The 20,344-nt window shown below is 64.0% G+C and carries 16 protein-coding genes; 4 read left to right on the forward strand and 12 right to left on the reverse strand.

Annotated features, from left to right (window positions below):
• Positions 1-58: 58 nt before the first annotated feature.
• Entirely contained in the window at positions 59-1,177 is a 1,119-nt protein-coding gene (locus tag WBP06_RS22280) for a glycosyltransferase family 4 protein (protein ID WP_395337302.1), read from the forward strand.
• Here WBP06_RS22280 and WBP06_RS22285 read toward each other — a convergent pair.
• The 12 genes from WBP06_RS22285 to WBP06_RS22340 form a co-directional block, all read right to left on the reverse strand.
• The gene (locus WBP06_RS22285; RefSeq protein WP_395337304.1) at positions 1,174-2,229 is read right to left on the reverse strand and encodes a hypothetical protein; all 1,056 of its coding nucleotides are present in this window, start codon (positions 2,227-2,229) and stop codon (positions 1,174-1,176) included. The two genes, WBP06_RS22280 and WBP06_RS22285, sit on opposite strands and share 4 nt — an antisense overlap.
• A 104-nt stretch (positions 2,230-2,333) precedes the next feature.
• Complete coding sequence (locus tag WBP06_RS22290) at positions 2,334-3,677, reverse strand: O-antigen ligase family protein (protein WP_395337305.1); 1,344 nt, start codon at positions 3,675-3,677, stop codon at positions 2,334-2,336.
• A gap of 75 nt (positions 3,678-3,752) precedes the next feature.
• Positions 3,753-4,889 (reverse strand): glycosyltransferase family 4 protein, encoded by a 1,137-nt coding sequence (locus WBP06_RS22295; protein WP_395337307.1) that lies wholly within the window; start codon positions 4,887-4,889, stop codon positions 3,753-3,755.
• On the reverse strand, positions 4,886-6,013 hold the full coding sequence (locus WBP06_RS22300; protein ID WP_395337308.1) for a glycosyltransferase: 1,128 nt from the start codon (positions 6,011-6,013) through the stop codon (positions 4,886-4,888). The genes WBP06_RS22295 and WBP06_RS22300 overlap by 4 nt, the downstream gene beginning before the upstream one ends.
• Before the next feature lie 194 nt (positions 6,014-6,207).
• Complete coding sequence (locus WBP06_RS22305; protein ID WP_395337309.1) at positions 6,208-6,600, reverse strand: DUF6379 domain-containing protein; 393 nt, start codon at positions 6,598-6,600, stop codon at positions 6,208-6,210.
• Positions 6,600-7,502: an alpha/beta hydrolase gene (locus WBP06_RS22310; RefSeq protein ID WP_395337310.1), complete on the reverse strand. Its 903-nt coding sequence runs from the start codon at positions 7,500-7,502 to the stop codon at positions 6,600-6,602. The genes WBP06_RS22305 and WBP06_RS22310 overlap by 1 nt, the downstream gene beginning before the upstream one ends.
• A complete protein-coding gene (locus WBP06_RS22315; RefSeq protein WP_395337311.1) occupies positions 7,502-8,506 on the reverse strand; it encodes a sugar phosphate isomerase/epimerase family protein in 1,005 nt (334 codons plus the stop codon). Before WBP06_RS22315 ends, WBP06_RS22310 begins: the two co-directional genes overlap by 1 nt.
• 112 nt (positions 8,507-8,618) lie before the next feature.
• Complete coding sequence (locus WBP06_RS22320) at positions 8,619-9,962, reverse strand: family 1 glycosylhydrolase (RefSeq protein WP_395337312.1); 1,344 nt, start codon at positions 9,960-9,962, stop codon at positions 8,619-8,621.
• Between the two features lie 93 nt (positions 9,963-10,055).
• Positions 10,056-10,565, reverse strand: a complete 510-nt coding sequence (locus tag WBP06_RS22325) for a hypothetical protein (RefSeq protein WP_395337313.1) — start codon at positions 10,563-10,565, stop codon at positions 10,056-10,058.
• Positions 10,566-10,577: 12 nt separating this feature from the next.
• The gene (locus tag WBP06_RS22330) at positions 10,578-11,768 is read right to left on the reverse strand and encodes a hypothetical protein (RefSeq protein ID WP_395337314.1); all 1,191 of its coding nucleotides are present in this window, start codon (positions 11,766-11,768) and stop codon (positions 10,578-10,580) included.
• Positions 11,769-11,863: 95 nt separating this feature from the next.
• Entirely contained in the window at positions 11,864-14,026 is a 2,163-nt protein-coding gene (locus tag WBP06_RS22335) for a prolyl oligopeptidase family serine peptidase (RefSeq protein ID WP_395337315.1), read from the reverse strand.
• 63 nt (positions 14,027-14,089) lie between these two features.
• A complete protein-coding gene (locus WBP06_RS22340; RefSeq protein ID WP_395337316.1) occupies positions 14,090-15,007 on the reverse strand; it encodes a phosphatase PAP2 family protein in 918 nt (305 codons plus the stop codon).
• Positions 15,008-15,478: 471 nt separating this feature from the next.
• Here WBP06_RS22340 and WBP06_RS22345 point away from each other — a divergent pair, with 471 nt between their 5' ends.
• The 3 genes from WBP06_RS22345 to WBP06_RS22355 are packed head-to-tail and all read left to right on the forward strand — an operon-like array spanning position 15,479 to position 20,332.
• On the forward strand, positions 15,479-18,919 hold the full coding sequence (locus WBP06_RS22345) for a response regulator (RefSeq protein WP_395337318.1): 3,441 nt from the start codon (positions 15,479-15,481) through the stop codon (positions 18,917-18,919).
• A gap of 1 nt (position 18,920) precedes the next feature.
• Positions 18,921-19,745, forward strand: coding sequence for a CheR family methyltransferase (locus WBP06_RS22350; protein WP_395337319.1), 825 nt, complete (start codon positions 18,921-18,923; stop codon positions 19,743-19,745).
• Positions 19,742-20,332, forward strand: coding sequence for a chemotaxis protein CheB (locus tag WBP06_RS22355; RefSeq protein ID WP_395337321.1), 591 nt, complete (start codon positions 19,742-19,744; stop codon positions 20,330-20,332). Before WBP06_RS22350 ends, WBP06_RS22355 begins: the two co-directional genes overlap by 4 nt.
• Positions 20,333-20,344 lie beyond the last annotated feature (12 nt).

The following is a 20,344-nucleotide window of genomic DNA, read 5'->3' on the forward strand; positions in this document are numbered from 1 at the left end:
GTTGCACTGCACAATGACCACTAAGTGTAGGGGCCAGGAAGCGTAAGGAGCCTGCGCAATGCCGGTGAGCAGGGTGATCTTTCCCTTCACCAACGCCAAGATCGGGGGCAGCCACGTATCCTCGTTCACGCTGGGGGAGACGCTCCAGCGCGATCACGGGGTGGAAGTGGTCGTGGCTGCGCCTGCAGGCACCCTTATCTGCGATGTTGCGCGGGAACGGGGCTTCACCGTCTGGCCGCTGGCCGAGAAACCCGCCTTCCGGCACGGCGTAATGACGGAGGCACGGCTGTTGCCCGGCCGTCTGCGCCTGCTGGCGGGCCAACCGGCTGGGACCCTGGTGCACAACAACGACCTTTCCGCGCTGCAGAGCTGGGGGCCGGCGGCGCGGATGCGGGGCCTGCCGGTGGTCTATCACAACCGCGCCTTCAACCGTACCGTGCCGCCCAACCTGGCGATCATGGGGCTGGCGCATCGCATCATCTGCATTTCGCAGGCCGTGGAACGGCGCCTGCCGGGCTGGCTCGCGCGGCGGTCTTCGCTGGTCGACAACCCCTTCGAATTGCGGAACGGGCAAGATGTGACAGCGCTCCGCGATGCCTTTGCGAAGGACTATCCGGTGGCGGCGGGTGAAGGGCCGTTGATCGGCTTCGTGGGCAACTTTGCGCATCGAAAGCGGCCGCGCTATTTCCTGGAGATGGGAAAGGCGGTGCTGGAACGCCGTCCTGACGCCACCTTCGTCGTCTTCGGGCGGGAGGTGGACGAGACGCAGGAGGCGCTGGAGCGCCACGCGGCGGCGCTGGGCATCGCCAGGCACGTGGTCTTCGCCGGGTTCCGGATGCCGGTGGAAGACAATATCGCGATGCTCGACATGCTGGCGATCACCGCGATCGAGGAGCCGCTGGGCCGCACGCCGCTTGAGGCGTTGATGTTGGGCGTGCCCTATGTCGCCACCGACGATGCCGGACTTGGCGAGACGGGCCGTCGCTTCGGAGGCGGCCTGCTGGTTCCACGCGATGCCGATCCGGTCCGTTTCGCAGAAGCCGTGCTGCAGGGGCTGCGCGATTACGATCCTGCCCGTCTTTCGCAAGCGGGCCAATATGCCCGCGAAACGTTGAGCGGGCGACGGCATACCGAGCGGGTAATGGCCATCTACGAAGAACTGACCGCCAAGACCTAGTTCGTGATGCGCTGGTCGACGATCACCTGCGATCCGGAATAGCTTCCGCTGCCTTTCAGGACCTGGTTCGATTTGGCGACCAGGCGGCCGATGTGGAGGATCACTTTGCCTTCCTCCGCCACGAACAGCGGGATGTCCGGATTACCGGAGGCGATCAGCACTTCGATCTCGATCGTCCGCGTTTCCGACGGGCTGCCCTTGCCGATGATCCCCGCGAAACTGTTGCTGCCCAGTTCGACCAGACCGTGATGCTGGCTCTGCCAGATCTTCAGCCCTTCGCGGCAGCCGGAAAGGTAGACGTTGGTGACCTTTACGTCGCCCTTGATGTCCAGGCACGCGTCGCTGGCGTTCATCACGCGGCCGTTGGATATCGTTCCCGAAAAGCCCTTTTCGGTCGAGATCCCGTCTACGTTGCGATAGTGGCTGCCGGGCGCCATGAACAGGTTCTGGAAATCGAAGCCCGTAATTTCGAACGTGCCGAAGTCCTTCGCGTTCTTGCCCTTCAGTGTGATCGCACCCCAGGCATCGTCACCGTTGATGGCCGGGGCCTTGGTGTCCCCGATCCAGACCACATCGCGGAACACGGCATGGCCAATGCCGCTGCTGATGTTGACGAGGCCCAGCCCCAGCGTGGGATCGGCGCGAGCACCGGTTGCCGAAACCCGCTCCACGCGAAGGTCGGGAACGTTCACGCCGCGCATCACCGGGCCATAGCCGCGGGTGACGATGTCGCTCATCGCGAAGCCCTGCGCGTTGCTGCCGTTGACGAGGATCTTTCCGCCCGATGCGCAGATCGACTTCAATGGCGGCGTGCTGGCGGTGAGGCGGATTGTCGAGCGGGCCGGGCATGAGGATGACGCCACCGCCGGCTTGGCGATGGACGGCATCCGGAATGTGGTCGCACCAGCGGCGATGGACGCAAGGTCGACCATCGTCATGGTCAGCGGAGCGGTTGGTGATGCCGGCGTTGTCGGTGCTATCGACGGGCCGTGGGAAATCACCGCCGCGCCTACCAGCAAAGGCGGGATCGCCAGACTGAGGGTCTTGATCATGACGTTCCTCGCAATGTCACCGAAGCGCGGCGGGCTCATTCAGAACGGTAGCGAATATGTTTCGCATGTCTGCCGTTTCGGCGGAAAGGCCATGACCGAAACGGTCAAACCGGGTGGGGGCGAAGCACATTTGCGACGGGGCGTTCGCGAACTGGACGATTGAGCCGCGAGTAGACGGTGAAGCCGCATAGCAACCCATAGAACAACAAGCCCTCGATCATCCACAAGGGCATCGTCGCCATGTTCAGGACGATGAAGCCCAGATGCGCCAGCACCAAGGTGATCCGTGTCGGGCCGGAGGTGGAAAGGGCGATCGTGAACATCCACAGCCACAGCAACAGCATGGCCGCCACGCCCAGCGTGCCCAATTCGTAAAGCGTGGAAATCAGGGTGTTGTGGGCATAGTAGCGATAGCGCCCCTCCCACGAATTGGCGCCGTAACCCAGCACGTGCTGGCGTTTGCTGCCATGACGCCAGGCATCGATATACTGGCTCCACAAATAGAGGCGGCCGGACATGATCGCCCGGTCCAGCTTGCGGAATTCGTCCGGCGTCTTGGTCAGCACTTCGGGTTCGGAGGCGAGCGTGGTGATCGTGTCGAACCGGTCGCCGGCCAGATGCGGGATGATCGGCACTGCCGACAGGATCAGCAGAAAGCCCAGGATGCCGGCCACGCCGCGCTGCCTTGGCGGCACCGCCGCCATTGCCGTGGACAGCAAAAGGCCCAGCAGCAGTGGGCCTGCTGCGATGATCGCGGTTCGGTAATTGGCCGCCAGAACGCCACCGACGCAGACCGCGGCAACGGCCAGCTTGTAGCGCGAACGCAGCGTAGGGTGCAGCAGGCCGGCAAGCAGGCCGGTCAGCAGAATGATCGAGAAGCTGGCTTCGTGGTTGTAGCCGCCGATATACGATGCCGATCCGTCGCTTTCGGTGGCCTTGGCTATGTGCAGGACGATGCTGGCTGCCTGCAGCGTAAGCGGAAGCGTGAAGGTGAACAGCAGGCGCGACAGCACCTTTCCCGGCCCATCCGTCACGAAAGCATCGTAGGCGGTCAGGATGATCGTGGCGAGATAGGCGTATTTGACGAAGCTCTCGATCCCGCCGGGCACGTCCTTGTTTAGCAGCAGGCTGGCAACGATCACCAGGCCGAGCGGCGCAAGCGGCACCAGCACGAGCGGAACGGCGCGTGACCGGCGCAACAGCAGGCAGCCCACCAGAACCACCAGCACCGATGCCAGAGCGTTCCAGCTGAGCCCGGCGGGGGAGGAGGAAAAGGAAAACCGGGGTTGTGCAGACATTGCCAGACGCATGGCAAAGGTGATGACCAGAAATCCGGTGGAGGCGCGGGACCGCATCGCGATCACCAGCATCAGCGCCAGATAGGCCATCATCACCGGAAAGACGATGAATGCGGGAAGCGGCGGGCTGCCGGCGGTCAGCGATAGCATCGTTGCGCATCCTCACGGTGCGGACGGCAGGAACCGGGGCCGGAGCCGAGGGAAGGGGGCGAGGACAAGGGGCGCTCAGCCGGCATTGCGCAAGGCCGGCGTAAGACGGGTGCGGTTGGCCATTTCCCGGTAATAGGGAGACGTGCGGATCGCCACTTCGTCCCAGCTCATCAGGGCGGGACTGGTGGAGGCGCCCGCCCCGTTTATATTCGTCCGGCCCTCCGCAAGTCGTTGCGCCAGGGCATCGACATCACCCACTGGAAAATAGCATTGTGGCGGCAGCCCAAGGTCCAGATTGGGCTGGATGTCGCTCAACAGCACCGGGCAATGGCATGACAGCGCCTCCAGCGCGGCGATCGGCAGGCCTTCGTGGAACGAGGGCAGCACGAACAGCGAGGCATGGCGATAGAGCACGCCCAGCACGCTGCGGGGCTGCATTCCCAGCATCCGCACAGCGTCGCCGGCCTGCGCCATCAGCTCTTCGGCATAGCGATCAACCTTGCGGCCGGCGCCGGCGATCACCAGCGTGCGACTGTCGCCACTGCGACGGTGGGCTTCGATCAGGTAATCGATGCCTTTTTCGGGCACCAGACGGGCTGCACAGAGCACGAAATTGCCGCTTTCGCAACGCAGCCTGGCCAACACGTCGGCAGCGGGTTCTTCCGGCGGTTCAGGCGGATCAACCCCATTTGGGATGAAAACCACCTTGCCGGCAGCAGCGGGGTAACTTGCGCGCATATCCTCTGCCAACGACGGAGAAACGCAGATCACCCGGTTTGCGCACCGCATTCCCAATCGTTCGCCCAGCTTCAGCATGGATCGGGCAACGTGGCCCCACTTGGCCCTGTTGTAGTCCGCCCCATGGTGCGTGAGCAGCACGCTCAGACCCAACAGCCGGGCAAGTGGGGCCAGCAATGCCGGGCCGATCGCGTGGATATGCACGGCATCGACGCCGTTTCGCCAGGCATGGACGATCGCCACGGTCGTGGAGACCAGCGCCTCGCTTACATTCCCGGATGGCGCATAGAGCGGAGCCAACCTGACGCGCCGGAAGCTCTCCATTTCCGGATCGACATAACGGGCGCGGCAGCAGACTTCTATCTCGATGTCCGGGTTGATCTGGGCGATGCGCGGCAGCAGTTCCTCGCAATGGGTCTCCACGCCGCCGATCACGCCAGGAATGCCGCGCAGCCCTGTCACGCAGATCTTCATCCGGGCAGCACTCCGTTACCGGCCGTTGCCGAAAGGATGGTATCGCGAAACGCCTCTACCGCGCGGGTGACGGAAAAGGCGTCGACACGTGCCTGCCCCTGCTGCACGCAGACATCGCGCACGATGGGTTCGACCAGACGGTCCATGCAGCGCGCCATCGCCACGTGGTCGTTCATGGCGACCAGCGCGCCGCCGGTGCCGAACGCCGGGTTCTCACCGTCAAGGCTGACCTGAAGGATTTCGGCGGGCCCCGAAGGGCAGTCCGCCGCCACCACGGGCAGGCCGCTGGCCATGGCCTCCAGCATGGCATTGGGAAATCCTTCTGCGTTGGATGTCAGCAGGTAGCAGCCCGCGCGGGCCAGCACGGCATAAGGATTGGCGACGAAGCCCGCCAGCAGCACGCGGTCCGCAACGCCCAGCGCGGCAGCCAGTGCGGCCAGATCGTCGCGCAGCGGCCCTTCGCCCAGCACGATCAGCCGGCCTTGCGACTGCGATGCCGCCAAGGCCCGGATTGCCATGGCCGTGTTCTTGTTGGCGACCAGGCGCCCCACCGTGACGAAATCATCGGCAAAAACCTCGATCTCCGGGGGTTTGGCAGCCATGGCTCTGATGCGTTCGAGGTCGACGGGGTTGTAGATCACGCAGATCCGTTCCCGCTCCACCGAAAAGTCGGCCTCCAGCGTCTGCGCGACGCCTTCGGACACGGCTATGATCTTGCGCGCAGACGGATAGGTGCGGCGGATCAGCAGCCGGCTGAGAAAGCCGAAACGGCCGGATTTCAGATGCGCGGTGGTGTTCACCCGCTCGCTGATTACCGCCGGGCCGCCGGTGCGGCGCATGGCGACTACCGCCGCCACGTTGGCGCGCGAGAGGAACGACACGGTAACGTCCGGCCGCAACCGCCAGACCAGCCGGCGTAACTGGGTGACGCTGCGCAGCAGGCCGCCGCGCGTATCCAGCCGCTCCACCGGAATGCCGGGGGGCAGATGATAGGCTTCCTCAGCCTCTTCATCCAGCAGCGCGACGGTGATCGCAAAGCCCCGGTCTGCACCGTTCAGTTCGCGCACCAGCGTGGTGAACACCCGCTCCGCCCCGCCCCCGGCAAGCGAGTTGATTACGAACAAGGCACGGAGTTGAGCTTGCGAGCCCATCGCGACGCGGCCACCTTTTCTTGCCCTTATACAGCCTTATGCTGCATTGCGGCGGAAGACAGGTTAACCGCGAGATTGACGGCGGACGAGCCAGCCATTGGGAGTGGCCGGCCGGCGCAAAAGGGGTGCCCCGTCGGCCGATGCCGACGAGGCGTGCTGCCTGTGGGTTATCCCGGGAAGGACACCGACTTGGCGTCGCTGTTGGTTGAGGGGAAGGGCAGGTATGAAACGCGAAGCTGCTGAAGCAGCGAAAGTTCATGCTCGCCCGGCGGGAAGCCGCCCGGCCGCTCGATCAGGATCGTGGCCGGCGTGCCGAAAGGCCAGCGCCTGTCGTAGGCGGTTTCCATCTCGTCCAGCGAGAGCGGGCCGTTACCTTCGTCGAACCGCACGGCTTCGCGCGGCAGCTGTTCGCCATCGATGGAAACGTCCAACTTCTCGATCATCGAGAGGCCAAGGCCGCGATAATAGCCAAGCTTCGCCTCGAACGCGAAGCCGGTTGGGGCATCGGCGGGGCCGGTGTTGCGCAGCGTTGCCACGTCAATCAGATACTTGTCGAACATCATTTCTCTCCCGCCAGGAAGCCGCTCGACGCCAGCCACCTGTACAATTGATCCATCCAGCCCTCTGTGGGGGTTCCGGGTTTGCCCAGGCCGAAGCCGTGGCCGCCCGTGGCGTAATAATGGAATTCCACCGGCTTTCCGGCCGCGCGCCAGCTATCGACCAGGCCGAACGGGCTCTTGCCGAACAGCGTATCGTCAGCGGCAAGGGCCACGAACATCGGCGGCGCATTGGCAGGCACCTCCACCGCGTTCATCATCGGATAGATCGGCGCGATGAAGGCCGGCATGTACTGGCCCGGGTGCGTGGCAAGGCTGCGCGTGAGCATCGCCCCTGCCGAAAAGCCCATCATGCCGATGCGGTTCGGATCCACCCCGAATTCACCGGCACGGTCATGCACCAGCGCGATGGCGGAACGGGCATCGTCCAGCGCCGGTTGCGGCGTATCGGCGGGCGGTGCGAAGCTGGCCGTTCCGCCCGTGACGACCTTGGCCATCTCACCGGCGAACACGCCCTGATCCGCTGGCGTCGGCAGCACCCGGTACTTGAGCACGAAAGCGGCGATCCCGTGATTGGCGAGCCAACGGGCAACGTCCCAGCCTTCCTTCTCGATCGCCAGGCCAAGGAACGCGCCTCCCGGTGCTACGATCATTGCAGCCCCGGTGCCCTTGCCCGCCGGCAGTACCGGCGTCAGCGTGGGTTGGGTCACATTGCGCACAGCGATTTGCGTGCCGTCCAGATGCCAGACTTCGCGCTGGGCCGTGCCCTTGGCGATCGGCAGGTCTATGGCGCCGGGCTGGCGCGGTGCGGGGATCGTCTCGCGGCTGACGGCAGGCTGGGCGGATACGGCAGGGCCGCTGCCCAGCAGCGCCGTAGCTGCCAGCAAGGCAGCGAACCGGCGCATTAGGCCTCCTCCCGTTCCGCTTCGGCTTTGGCGATCAGGTTTTCGAACATCACGTGCTGGCGGCGAACCTGCTCGCGACTGTCTACTGGCGAGACGTCCTGAATCCAGCGATTGCCTTCGTATTCGCTCGAAAGCGTGCCTTCCCAGCCGCATTTCACCAGTTCCGGGATCACTTCGTCATAGGCGATGGTGGGATCGGTGCAGTCCTCCGCCATGCCGTAGAACTTGGCCTGGATGTGACGGAAGTAGGGGGCGTAGTCGCCAATCCGCTTGGGGTTCGCGTAAGGTGCGTGGCGCAGCGTTTCGGCCATGGCGACCTCTGCCTTGTTGCCGCCCATCTTCACCGCCACTTCGTAGATCGTGTATTCGGACATGATCTTCTGCTCGTGCTGGTCGACGATGAACTGCGCCACTTCCGGCCGCGCGCCCTGGCGTTCGAAGCGGGCGCGGAATTCGGGTGGGTAGTGCTTCATGAAGATGCCCATGTCGGGCAGGATGCCGAGGTGGTTCGTGCCCAGCCGGTCCGCCACATCGATCGTGCGCAGGATCCAGGCATGTTCCAGATGCCACGGCGCGTGGACTTCCACGCCCATGTGAACGTCGAGTTCTTCCGCGTAAGGCACGCATTTTTCAAGGATATCGGGTCGCACGAAGACCAGCACGCGCATGTTGCGGATGCCCAGGCGGTTGCATAGCACCAGATCGCGGCGGATGCTGTCCACCTGCTCTTCGTCCGACATCGTCTCGCCCTTGCGCAGTTTGGTGTCGAGGAACATGTCGTAGCAGGTGAAGTGCGCGCCGTGGCGGGCCAGCATCTCCTGCCAGCGAGCCACTTCGGCATCGTCGATATGCGGGAAGCTGGGCATGTTCTGTTCGGGCAGGATCTCTATACCCTTGGCGCCGATGGAACTGGCGAAGGCCACGCAGTCCTCCACGGACATCTGCCCCAGGAACATTTCCTCCTGAAAGCTGTAGAGGCTTACGCCCCGCTGGATCTTGGACATGGAACCTTCTCCCCGGTCGTCCGTGCGGATGACCATTATTAGAATTACAATTCGTATTTATGATTGTGCGCCGCCCGTTGTCAACGGTGTTTCCAGCGCCGCGCGCGTCAAACTACAGCGAATTGCGCCGCGCAATCGCCCCCAGCACGGCAGCGCTGGGCTTGGCCGTGCGCGCGAAAGTCGTGCGATCCAGTGTGTGCAGGCCGAACTGCGGCTTGTACCCGAATACCCATTCGAAGTTGTCCACCAGCGACCAATGGCAGTAGCCCAGAACGGGGATCCCATCGTCCATCGCCAGCCGCAATTCGGCCAGTGCCGCCGGGATCAACCGCGCGCGCTTGGTGTCGTCGGCCGAATTGACGCCATGCTCGGTAACAATGATCGGCACGCCGCTGACCTCGTGCGCATAGCGTGCCGCGCCGGCGAGGGAGGCGGGGTAGATTTCCGACCCCACGTCGTTGGTCTCGGCCCCGGCAGGAGCGGGCAGGCGGCCCTTGTCGTTCCACACGCTGCGTTCGTAGTTCTGCACGCCCACGAAATCGTTGCCGCGCGCGGCTTCCAGCCATGGGCGGTAGAGCTTGGCGCGCATGGCATCGCGCAGGCTGTTCCGGCCCGCAGCCTGATCGTCGATGATGGCCAGGCTGACGCCCACCGGCAGGTCTCCGCGCACCGCCTTGATGGCGTCGCGCCCCGCCTTGTGCCCGGCCAACAGGTTCGCCTGCACGGTTTCCGGATCGGCGACGTAAAGCGGATTGCCCGGAAGGAAACGGGCCACGCCATGTTCGCGGGCGGCGGCCTCTTGCATGGCCTTGTCTGCATCCAGCAGGCGCTTGCCGATGTCACCCGGCAGCACGATATCGAGCAGCCCGCTGAGGTTCGGCTCGTTCAAGGTAGTGGCATAACCGATGCCTCCGGCCAGATGGCGCGCCGCACGGTCGCAGTAACGGGCGAAGAGCGAGGGCGCTTCCGCGTTCGACCAGCCCCCTTGCGCGGCAAACCACGCAGGCGTGGTGAAGTGGTTGAAAGTCACCATCGGCACCAGCCCGCGCGCGTGGCAGCCGTCGATCATCGCCTTGTAGTGATCGAGCATCGCGATCGAGAACTGGCCCTTGGCCGGTTCTATCCGCGCCCATTCCAGACTGAAGCGATAGGTGTTGAGCCCCAGGCCCTTCACCAGATCCAGATCCGTCGGCCAGAGTACGAAGCTGTTGGCGGCATCGCCGGACGGTTCGGCATAGACGGTGGGATTGGCGTGCTCCATGGCCCAGACGTCGCTGTTGACGTTGTTGCCCTCCACCTGGTGCGCTGCCGTCGCCGAGCCCCACAGGAACCCTTGCGGGAATTTGGGATCGGCCGGCTTGCGGGCTGCGGCAAAGGCGGGGATCGGCGCGGATGCGCTGGCCAGTGCGGTGGCGGCCATGCCGGCAGCGGCCAGCACGGAACGGCGATCGGTCATCTATCGGCTCTCCCACGGTTTCGCGCTCATCCGGCGCGGACCGTGAGTTTATTAGAATATATATTCCAAATGTAAAGCCGGGCGCCTGCCGTTTCAAGCGGCGGCCGGCCCCAGTGGCGTGGCAGAGCCAGTGCCTTCGACCAGCCAGGTATCGATTTCCCGCGCGATCGGGGTGACCGGAACCAGCCGCGCACCGCCATTGGCGACGCGCACCACCACATTGCCGCGTGCGAAGATCAGACCGGCGGAACTTCCCGATGAGAACGCCACATCGCCCGGCGCATCTTCCGTCAGTCGTTCGACATGGGGGGATTGAATATTGGCCAGCAGTTCCAGCAGCACTTCATGCGCGGCCGTTCGTGATGGACATTCGCGAATGTCCATCACGATCATTGCATCCCGATCGTCTGCCATGAACCATGATGCCCGCAGCAATCGGGTGCCGTCGCCGGGATCGATGCGGCGAACCCGCCCGGCCTCCAGCCCCGGCAATACGCCCTCCGGAACCGCGATGTCGTGCAGTTCCAGTTCGTGGTCTAGCCGGTTCGCGTCCTTCCACTCGTCAAACCGGAAGCGTTCCCGCAGGAATTCGATCTGGTCCATCCTCGTCTCCGCTCAGAACACCGCGCGCCGCGTGCGCGAGCCGGGCTGCGGATCGCAACTGCCCGCAGGCGAAAGCTTGTCACGATAATCGCCGCTTCCCGGCGTGCCGAACACCATGTTGACGGGCAGCAAGGGCGTATGCGGCGCGCTGGTGGGGTCCGCGTCTCCATCCACCTGCAGGCAGGCGTCACACACGGTATCCACCGCGTCGCAGGCGCCTGTCCACGCCACTTCGTGATAGCTGAAGCCGCCCCAACCGCAGGCCGTCTGCCACGTGGACGATCCGATCGCCAGCAGCGGGTTCAACGAAAAGCCCCAGCCCATCCGCGATTGCCAGAAATCGCAGCCCAGCGCGTTGGCGAAAGTGGAGACGAACGTCGCGCAATCGGTGCAATTCACATATTGGCCAAGCCCCGGCCCGCCGGCGATCCGTTCAAGGAAAGCAGTGCAGTCGAACCCCGGGCTGGCGTAATGCGTACTGCCTCCGCCGGGGCAATCGTATTGTATCACCGAATTGCCAAGGTCGTAGACCTGCTGCGTGATCCTGGCCACCGCCGTATCGCGGTCCACCGCGCCGATCGCCCAGCCGCAGGCCTTGTCCAGCACATCGGTCCAGGGAAGTTGCGTGTTCGACGCTGCGTAGGGCAGCTGCTGCCACGGGGCGGTGGGCGTTTCCAGCACCACGTAGATGCGATGGTTGGACGTGTCGAAATCCTGCCAGCTGCCTCCGCGCCGCCGATATTGCCAACGCCAGGATGTCAGGTGGATGCCTACGCCAACCTGCGAAAGCTTGACCCCCACCAACTGGAAGGTTTCCCAGTTACCAAGGCCGGCGCCGCCGAAGCTTACGCTGCGGGTCTTCACTGCGCCCAGCACGTTGCCGAAGAGCGCGCGGATGATCCGGATCAGCAGGCCCAGGCATCCGGAAGGCCCTTCCTTTTCCACGGTGGCATCCAATGCGCGGATGTCCACCTTTGCAGGCTCGATCGAATTCCAGCGGAACCGGGTCTGGATCGTCAGCGTCTGCCCGGCGGTTTCCTTCTTGGCATAGGCTGCCAACGAATCTTCCGCGTTTACGCTGACGCCTGCACGCCATTCGGGCACGTCGACGAAAGTCGTCGCGTTCCTGCGAATGTTGATCGCATTGTCGTGAACGGTATTGGGATTGTGGTTGAACTTTATTGCGTCGAGCCTGACACTCATTTCTCCCTCCCTTGCGGGGTAGAAACTTGTCGCAATCGAGTCTTGTCGGCGCAGATTAATCGATAGGTGGCGCGGGGTCTACAGTCCTATCCGCTTTACGTGGTCTGCCAGAGGATGAAGGCATATGTGTCAGCTGCCTCTCGATCCTGCTGGCTGCGCGTGGAACCGATGCCGTGGCCGGCGTCATAATCGACGCGCAGCAGGATCGGTTTGCCCGAACTGGAGGCCGCCTGCAGGCGCGCCGCCATCTTGCCGACATGGAATGGCGCCACCCGCGGGTCGGTAATCCCGGTGGTCAGCAGGACGGCGGGATAGGGCGTGCCGTCCACCACGTGTTGATAGCTGTCGATGGCCTTGATGTACTGATAACCCTTGGGATCGCTGATCGCGCCCCATTCCGGCTCCTCGCCATAGCCGTTCTGCTCCACCACGTAGCGTAGAGGGTTGGACCAGCCCACGCCGTCGATCACTGCGGCGAACAGGTCCGGGCGTTCCGTCAACGCACGGCCCACGGTGATGCCGCCGGCCGAACGCCCGCCGATCGCCAGATGCTTGGGCGCGGTCCACTTGTCACGGCAGAGCGTTTCGCACACGTCGATCAGGTCGCGCCAGGTATTGGGCTTGTTGGCCAATTGGCCGGCCCTGTGCCAATCGCGGCCATATTCGCCGCCGCCGCGAACATAGGCGAAGCCAACGACCGCACCGGCATCGACCAGCGCCAGCATTTTGCCGAGGAACGAGGGCGTGTAGGCCGCCGCGCCGTAAGATCCGTAGGCCTGGATGAAGGCCGGCGCCGACCCGTCGCGTGGAAGGTTCTTCTTGTAGATCAGCGCATAAGGCACTTGCGTACCGTCGCGCGCGGTGGCGAAGGCGCGCGTCGTTGCATACCCGCTGACGTCTATCTTCGGGGGCGGGTTCATGCCCGTCTTCGCCAGCTTGCCCGAAGGATCGACCGACCACACGTCCGGCGGCGTCAACCAGCCGCCATAGGTCATCAACAGTCCCGGCTGACGCGGATCGGTGAACAGGCCGCCGATGGTGCCATCGAACGGAAGCGGGATTTCAGTGACTTTCCCGTCGTTCCCCAGCTTCCTGAGGCGATTTACGCCGCCATCCATCATCTTGAGATAGAGCCCGTCAGCCGCGCGCTCGATACTGTCGATCACTTGCGGGCCTTGCGGCACCACCTCCGCTGCGCCGGCGAGCGAAGGCGCCTTGGCAGAGGTCTTGACCAGGCGGCCGCGCGGGTGATCCTTGTTGGCCAGCAGGATCAGGTCGTCGCCGTGAAGATCGAAGGCGGTCACCTCATCCTCGAAACGCGTGACTTCCTGCCAGCGGGCCTTGCCGGCCACGACATCGGCCAGTGGGGCGACATAGAGGCGCATTTCCGTGCGGACATCGGCCAGGCCCAGCAGCGCGTAAGACGATCCTTGTGCCGTGGCGACGAACGGTATCTGGATTTTCTCGAAGGCAACGGCCGGATCCAGCCCGCGCTTCATCAGGATCGGGTCCGTCGATGGATCGCTGCCGATACGATGGAAACGGGCCTGGCTGTCCAGGTAGCGATCGGGCGTGTCGACCTTCCCGGTCAACTGGTTGTAGAAAAAGCCGCTGCCGTCATCCAGCCATTGCGGCAGGGCGTATTCGGTGTTGGGAATCGTCTCTGGCAGGTTCTTGCCCGTCGCCACGTCCAGAATGTGGGCAGCGGAAGCCTCGCTGCCATTGGGCGAGACGCCATAGACCACCCGCTTGCCGTCGGGCGAGGCGCGCCACCAGTCCAGGGAGAAGTGCTCCGCTCCCGCGCCGGTCATCTGCGTGGGATCCACCAGCACGCGAACCTTGCCCGCCTCTTGCAGGAAGAGCTTGAAGTTGTCGGCCCCGGCAGGGCGCTGTTGATAGAACAGGCGCCCGCCAGCGTGCTGGACTTCCGAGGTGCCGGTCAGGTCGCCGGAAAGCTGCTGGATCCGCGCAAGCAGCCCGGCGCGTTGCGGCAAGGCGTCCAGAATACCGCGGGCATAGTCGTTCTGGGCCTTCAGGAACGGTAGCCAATCCGGATCCTTGTCGTTCTCCATCCAGCGGTAGGGATCGGTGAGCGTCTCTCCGAAATAGGTGTCCTGCACCGGGGCAACGCGCGCCGCGGGTGGGCGGGGCAGTCCGACCGTCTTCGTGGCGGCCAGAATGCGTGCAGGCACGAGAGTCATCGTGACGGCAAGCGCGCTGGCGCCAAGCCATTCGCGCCGGTTCATGGATTGCGCCATCCCCTGTATCCCCCTGTTGAGATGCGCGCAGCCTACCTTGTCTGCACGCATCCGCAAGGCGGATCAGGCGGCAATTTCAGCCAATCTGGCGGGATACACCGCCTCTCCATCTCCGCGCGGCTCCAGCGCCCGGAAGTAGAGGCGGATCACGCCCAACGAGAGGATCGCGACAATGGCGCCAAGGATCATGTCGATCAGGTAATGCGTGCCTTCCACGGGCGTGGATAGCAGCATTGCGGCATTGAGCGCGACGATTGGCCAGCGCAGCGTGGGAATGCGCCAGGCCGCGACGACATAGAGCACGGCGGCAGCCGTGTGGAAGCTGGGCGCCGACACGATGCCGCGCAAATGGCCAAGGTCGACGATGTGAACCTCATGCGCGCGCAGGGCGGGGATCAGCCCCTGCTGCCAAAGCTCGCTTTCGGGCATGTAGGGTATAGGCCCGTGCCAGAGGTACGAGAACGGCCCCACGGCCGGCATAAGGCTGAACACGGCCAGCGTGATCACCGCAGCCACGCAGAATCCCGCAAGGAAGCGATAGGCCCGCACGTGATCGCCCGCGCGGGCGGCCGACCAAAGCAGCAGCGCCGGCGTCACGTAGATGCTGCGATAGACTACCGTACCCAGCGCCTGCAGGACCGGATAGGCGGCGACAAGGCGATACCAGCCCAACCAATCGAAACCCAACGCCTCGTCCACGTGCTGCAGCATGGTATCGGCATAACCATGGGTAAGAGCGGCAACGGGATAGCTGGCGGTTGCCCCCATCAGCGAGATCACCATGAACAGCACTGCATATTCGCTGAAATGCGCAACCGGCGCGGCGTGCCGCCAGTTGGTGCGGGGCAGGGCGAAGCGCAGGGCGACGGCCAATATCCCGGCTGCATAGAACGGCAAGTTGCTGGGCAAGAGCGGATCCACATGCAGCCGCGCCAGATGCATCAGTACGGCAAGCGCAAACAGGCCCAGCAGAAGTGCCACCAGCACATGTCTGCGAACAAGCGGCCCGCGCTGTCTGACCGTTGCGAGAGCGGCCGTGTTCAGCGCGTCCGTCGCCCGATTTCCGGCACTCGCGCCGGAAGATGGTGGCGTGGGCCAGGACGGCTGCATCAATGTCATTGCGATAAATCCAGGAAGGCGAAATCGGAGAAGAGGGAATCGTGCGGGTAGGGCGAAAAGCCGGAACGCGGCTTAAGCACGGATGAACCGGAAAGCCAAAGGCCACGCGCAAGGGCTGCGTCGCTTTCCATCAGGACTGTTGCATGATGGCGCGCCTGGGAATCTGGCGTGAAATCGACAAGGCTGCGGGAACCATGCCCGGGCGCGATCGTTGCTGCGGCACGGCCACGTGCGAGGAGCGTCCCATGGACCTTCCGGCGGAGCATATGTTTTTGACTTGACGCCGGAATGGCCGCTAGCCAGCAGGCCGGTTTCCTGCATGGGGGGGTAAGGATGTCGCCATCGTTGGCGCTGCAAGGGGGCATGGCCCAATCGGGGCCGAAATCCGGGTTGGAGGGGCGGCTGTGGCTGGGCCTTGGCCTCGTGATAGTTTTTTTCATCCTCAGCGGTGCAATTGCGTTCCGCAACATCGAGACGCTGCGCGATGACGCGGGCAAGATCACCCATTCGCACGCAGTGATCGCCGGGTTGGACGATGTTCTGTCTACGATTCAGGACGCGGAAACCGGGCAGCGTGGATACCTGCTGACCGGCAAGGAGCAATATCTTGCCCCCTATGAAGGGGCGACCACGCTTCTTCCGGCACGCTTGAAGGACATCGCCGCGCTGACGGCGGACAATGCCTCCCAGCAGGCCAGGCTGACGACGCTGCGTCGCCATGTCGAGGCGAAGATGGCCGAACTTGGCCAGACTATCGACCTTCGCCGTCGGCAGGACATGCAGGCGGCGCTGGCCGTGGTCGGCACCGATCGCGGCAAGGTGGAGATGGACGCCATTCGCGCCCAACTGGACCAGATGCAGCAGGAAGAGGCGCGTTTGCGGCAGGTCCGGCTCGACGAGATGGACAGCGCCTACCGCACCGCGTGGACCACCGGCCTGATGTCCGCCGTGCTGGGCATCGCGTTGACACTGGTGGTGGGAATGCTCGTTCGCCGCTCCACCCGGGCGCGGGATCGTCAGCAGTGGCTGCAGTCCGGCCAGGCGAGCCTGGCATCGGCCATGCTGGGCGATCCGGCAACCGGGCAGCTTGGCGAGAGCATTCTGGCATTTCTCACGCGCTTCCTGGGCGCGCAGGCCGGGGCCATCTATGCGGGTGACGGCACGCAATTCCAGCGCGTTGCGATGTTGGGCGTCCCGGCGGAGGCCGGCGTGCTGGAAAGCTTCACGCTGAAGGACGGCCTGCTGGGCCGCGCTGCGGCGGAACGCGAGCAATCGGTCCTGAGCGACATTCCGGATGGCTATCTGGCGATCGGATCGGGGCTGGGGCAGGACAAGCCGCGGCATCTGGTGATCTCTCCCGCCAGCGCGGACGAGGCGGTTCACGGCGTGGTCGAACTCGGGTTCCTGAAACCGGTGGACGAACTGGCGCTGACTTTTCTGGAACAGGCGTCGGGCGCGATCGGCGTCGCCCTGCGCTCCGCCCGTTTCCGCACCGAACTGCGCAACTTGCTGGAAGAGACCCAACGGCAATCCGAAACGCTGCAGGTGCAGAGCGAGGAACTGCGCGTTTCGAACGAGGAACTGGAGGAGCAGGGCCGCGCGCTGAAGGAATCGCAGGTCCGCCTGGAACAGCAGCATGTCGAGCTGGAGCAGACCAATGCCCAGCTTGAGGAGCAGGCCCTGCAGCTTGAGACACAGCGCGACGATCTGACCCGATCCAACACCGCCGTGGAACAGAAGGCGCAGGAACTGGAACAGGCAAGCCGTTACAAGAGCGACTTCCTGGCCAACATGAGCCACGAATTGCGCACGCCGCTCAATTCGCTGCTGATCCTGTCCAAGCTGCTGGGGGACAATGCGGCGGGCAATCTCTCCGAAGAGCAGATACGCTACGCCCAGACCATCCAGTCATCCGGCAACGATCTTCTGGCACTGATCAACGATATCCTCGACCTGTCGAAGATCGAGGCGGGCCACGTGCAGGTCCGTTCCGAAAGGATCGCGCTGGACCGTTTTGTTGCCGACATGCGGCAGGTGTTCGAGCCGGTTGCCCGCCAACGCGGACTGGATTTCGCGATCAACGTCGCCGCCGATTGCCCCGGCACGATCGATACCGACCGGCAGCGACTGGACCAGATCGTCAAGAACCTGCTGTCCAACGCCTTCAAGTTCACCGAGGCGGGCAATGTCACCCTTACCATCGATGCCGATGGTCCGGACGGGATCGCCATTTCGGTAACCGATACCGGGATCGGCATCGCCGAAAGCCAGCAACGGGAGATATTCGAGGCGTTCCGGCAGGCGGACGGCACGATCAGCCGCAAGTACGGCGGCACCGGGCTGGGCCTGTCGATCTCGCGCGAACTGGCCCGCCTGCTCGGTGGATCGATCGGGCTGCACAGCAAACCGGGAGAGGGCAGCCGCTTTACGCTCTTCATTCCGCAGGCCTACGATCCGGCGGCAGCTGTTTCGGAAGGCGAGACGACCAAGACCGTACCCGATGCGGCCCTGCGCACCCCGTCCGAGAATGCAGCAAGGCCCGCGAGCTTCGCCCGCAAGGTCGATGATGATCGCGAACGCCTGGGAAGCACCGATCGCATCCTGCTGGTGATCGAGGATGACGAAAGCTTCGCCGCCATCGTACGCGATCTGTCACGAGAACTAGGGTTCCAGTGCCTTGTCGCCGGAACTGCAGAGGAAGCCTTGGCTTTGGCGCGCCAGTATCGACCGAATGCCGTGGTGCTCGATCTGGGGCTACCGGACCAGTCAGGCCTTGCCCTGCTGGACCGGCTCAAGGGCGATGTGGCCACCCGGCACATCCCGGTCCATGTCGTTTCCGCCAGCGATCATGCCCAGACCGCGCTGTCGCTGGGCGCCATCGGCTATCTCGTGAAGCCGGTGCGGCGCGACGAACTTGTCGGCGTGCTTCAGGCGCTGGCGGACAAGCTGGCGCAGGGCGTGCGCCGGGTGCTGATCGTGGAGGATGACGAGCGGCAGCGTGACGCGGTCTCAACCCTGCTCGGATCGGCCGATGTCGAAACCGTGGGCGTGGGCAGCGCGGCGGAATGCGTCGAGCGGCTGCGGCACGAAACCTTCGATTGCATGGTGCTGGACCTGAAGCTGCCCGACGCGTCCGGTTTCACCCTGCTGGAAACGCTGCGTGAGGAGGGGGATCACAGCTTCCCGCCGGTGATCGTCTATACCGGGCACGAACTTTCGGCCGATGATGAGCAGCGGTTGCGGCGCTATTCGGATTCGATCATCATCAAGGGGGCGCGCTCGCCCGAGCGTCTGCTGGATGAAGTATCGCTGTTCCTCCATCAGGTCGTCACCGAAATGCCTGCCGAACAGCAGCGCATGATCCAGCAGGCCCGCAGCCGCGACGCCGTGCTGGAGGGCCGCCGTATCCTGGTGGTGGAAGATGACGTTCGCAACGTCTATTCGCTGACCAATATTCTCGAACCGCGGGGGGCGGTGATCGAAGTGGCGCGTAATGGCCGCGAAGCAATCGATGCGCTGAAAAAGTCCGCCGAAGGAAGCCCGATAGACCTCGTGCTGATGGATGTGATGATGCCGGTGATGGACGGCCTGGCCGCCACGCGCGAAATCCGCGAGGATCCGCGTTGGAAGAAGCTGCCGATCATCACATTGACGGCAAAGGCGATGCCGGACGATCAGGAACGCTGCATCGAAGCTGGCGCGAACGATTACATGGCCAAGCCGCTGGACGTGGACAAGCTGTTGTCGCTGGTGCGCGTCTGGATGCCGCGCTGACATGTCCGATCCGGTCGAGGATATCGAGATCCGCCTGCTGCTGGAGGCGCTGTACCAACGGTATCATTATGATTTTCGCAAGTATTCGCAGGCGTCGGTGCGACGACGCCTGCGGCAGGCACGCGAGCAGCTGGGGTTCGCCAATTTCTCCACGATGCAGGAACGGCTGCTGCACGATCCGGCGATGCTGCCGCGCCTGCTTGGCTACCTCACCGTGCAGGTCAGCGAGATGTTCCGCGACCCTTCGTTCTTCCGCGCGATCCGCGAAAAGGTCGTGCCGCATTTGCGGACTTATCCTTCGCTCAAGGTATGGATCGCAGGTTGCAGCGCGGGAGAGGAACTCTATTCCTTCGTGATCCTGTTTCGCGAGGAGGGGCTGGAGGACCGCACGCTGTTCTACGCCACCGACATCAGCCAGGACGCGCTCGACCTCGCCTCGCGCGGGATCTATTCGCTCGACCGGATCAGGACTTTCACGGAAAATCACCGAGCCTCCGGCGGCAAGTCCTCGCTTTCGGACTATTACAGCACCGCCTACGGCAACGCGGTGTTCGACAAAAGCTTGCGCGACCGTGTCGTGTTTTCCGATCACAGCCTGGTCACCGATGCGGTATTCTCGGAAATGCACCTGATTTCCTGCCGCAACGTGCTGATCTACTTCGACCGTGAACTGCAGGATCGGGCCATCGGCCTGTTCCGGGATTCGCTGATCCGTGGTGGATTCCTGGGGCTAGGCGCAAAGGAGAACATCCGCTTTTCCGCCTATGCCGACGCCTTCGGCGATTTCGTGCGACAGGAAAAGATCTATCGGAAGCGTGAGGGATGACGATGGCGGACGCGCCTGCCGGTGGCCTTCGCGCTGTCGTGATCGGTGCATCGGCGGGCGGTATTCAGGCGCTTTCGCACATACTTCCATTGCTGCCGGAAGGCTATCCGATGCCTGTGCTGGTGGTGATCCATATGCCGGCGGATGGCGGCAATGTCCTTGCTCCCCTGTTCCAGAAGAAGTGCCGGCTTTCGGTGCGAGAGGCGGAAGACAAGGAGCCCGCCACGCCGGGAACCATCTTTTTCGCGCCACCCGGCTATCACATGCTGGTGGAAGCGGAGGGCACACTCGCGCTCTCCAGCGACGAGCCGGTGCTCCATTCGCGTCCCTCCATCGACGTACTGCTCGAAAGCGCGGCTGACGCCTTTGACGAACAGGTGATCGGCGTGATCCTGACCGGAGCCAGCCCCGATGGGGCACGGGGCCTGCGGGCGATTGCCGATGCCGGCGGAATTGCGATCGTGGAAGACCCGTCTGCCGCCTATGCCAGCGCCATGCCGCTGGCGGCGCTCGACCTTTGTCCAACAGCAATGGTGCTCTCGCTCGATGCCATCGGCGCATTCCTGCGTGACATCGGCGGAGAATGATGACCCCAGGCC

The organism is Novosphingobium mississippiense (assembly GCF_044029535.1).
In the GTDB taxonomy this organism is placed as follows: domain Bacteria; phylum Pseudomonadota; class Alphaproteobacteria; order Sphingomonadales; family Sphingomonadaceae; genus Novosphingobium.

Coding starts and splice junctions, on each gene's coding strand:
- WBP06_RS22280 (WP_395337302.1), top strand. CDS start 59: ATGCCGGTGAGCAGGGTGATCTTTCCCTTCACCAACGCCAAGATCGGG.
- WBP06_RS22285 (WP_395337304.1), bottom strand. CDS start 2,229: ATGATCAAGACCCTCAGTCTGGCGATCCCGCCTTTGCTGGTAGGCGCG.
- WBP06_RS22290 (WP_395337305.1), bottom strand. CDS start 3,677: ATGCTATCGCTGACCGCCGGCAGCCCGCCGCTTCCCGCATTCATCGTC.
- WBP06_RS22295 (WP_395337307.1), bottom strand. CDS start 4,889: ATGAAGATCTGCGTGACAGGGCTGCGCGGCATTCCTGGCGTGATCGGC.
- WBP06_RS22305 (WP_395337309.1), bottom strand. CDS start 6,600: ATGTTCGACAAGTATCTGATTGACGTGGCAACGCTGCGCAACACCGGC.
- WBP06_RS22310 (WP_395337310.1), bottom strand. CDS start 7,502: ATGCGCCGGTTCGCTGCCTTGCTGGCAGCTACGGCGCTGCTGGGCAGC.
- WBP06_RS22315 (WP_395337311.1), bottom strand. CDS start 8,506: ATGTCCAAGATCCAGCGGGGCGTAAGCCTCTACAGCTTTCAGGAGGAA.
- WBP06_RS22320 (WP_395337312.1), bottom strand. CDS start 9,962: ATGACCGATCGCCGTTCCGTGCTGGCCGCTGCCGGCATGGCCGCCACC.
- WBP06_RS22325 (WP_395337313.1), bottom strand. CDS start 10,565: ATGGACCAGATCGAATTCCTGCGGGAACGCTTCCGGTTTGACGAGTGG.
- WBP06_RS22330 (WP_395337314.1), bottom strand. CDS start 11,768: ATGAGTGTCAGGCTCGACGCAATAAAGTTCAACCACAATCCCAATACC.
- WBP06_RS22335 (WP_395337315.1), bottom strand. CDS start 14,026: ATGGCGCAATCCATGAACCGGCGCGAATGGCTTGGCGCCAGCGCGCTT.
- WBP06_RS22345 (WP_395337318.1), top strand. CDS start 15,479: ATGTCGCCATCGTTGGCGCTGCAAGGGGGCATGGCCCAATCGGGGCCG.
- WBP06_RS22350 (WP_395337319.1), top strand. CDS start 18,921: ATGTCCGATCCGGTCGAGGATATCGAGATCCGCCTGCTGCTGGAGGCG.
- WBP06_RS22355 (WP_395337321.1), top strand. CDS start 19,742: ATGACGATGGCGGACGCGCCTGCCGGTGGCCTTCGCGCTGTCGTGATC.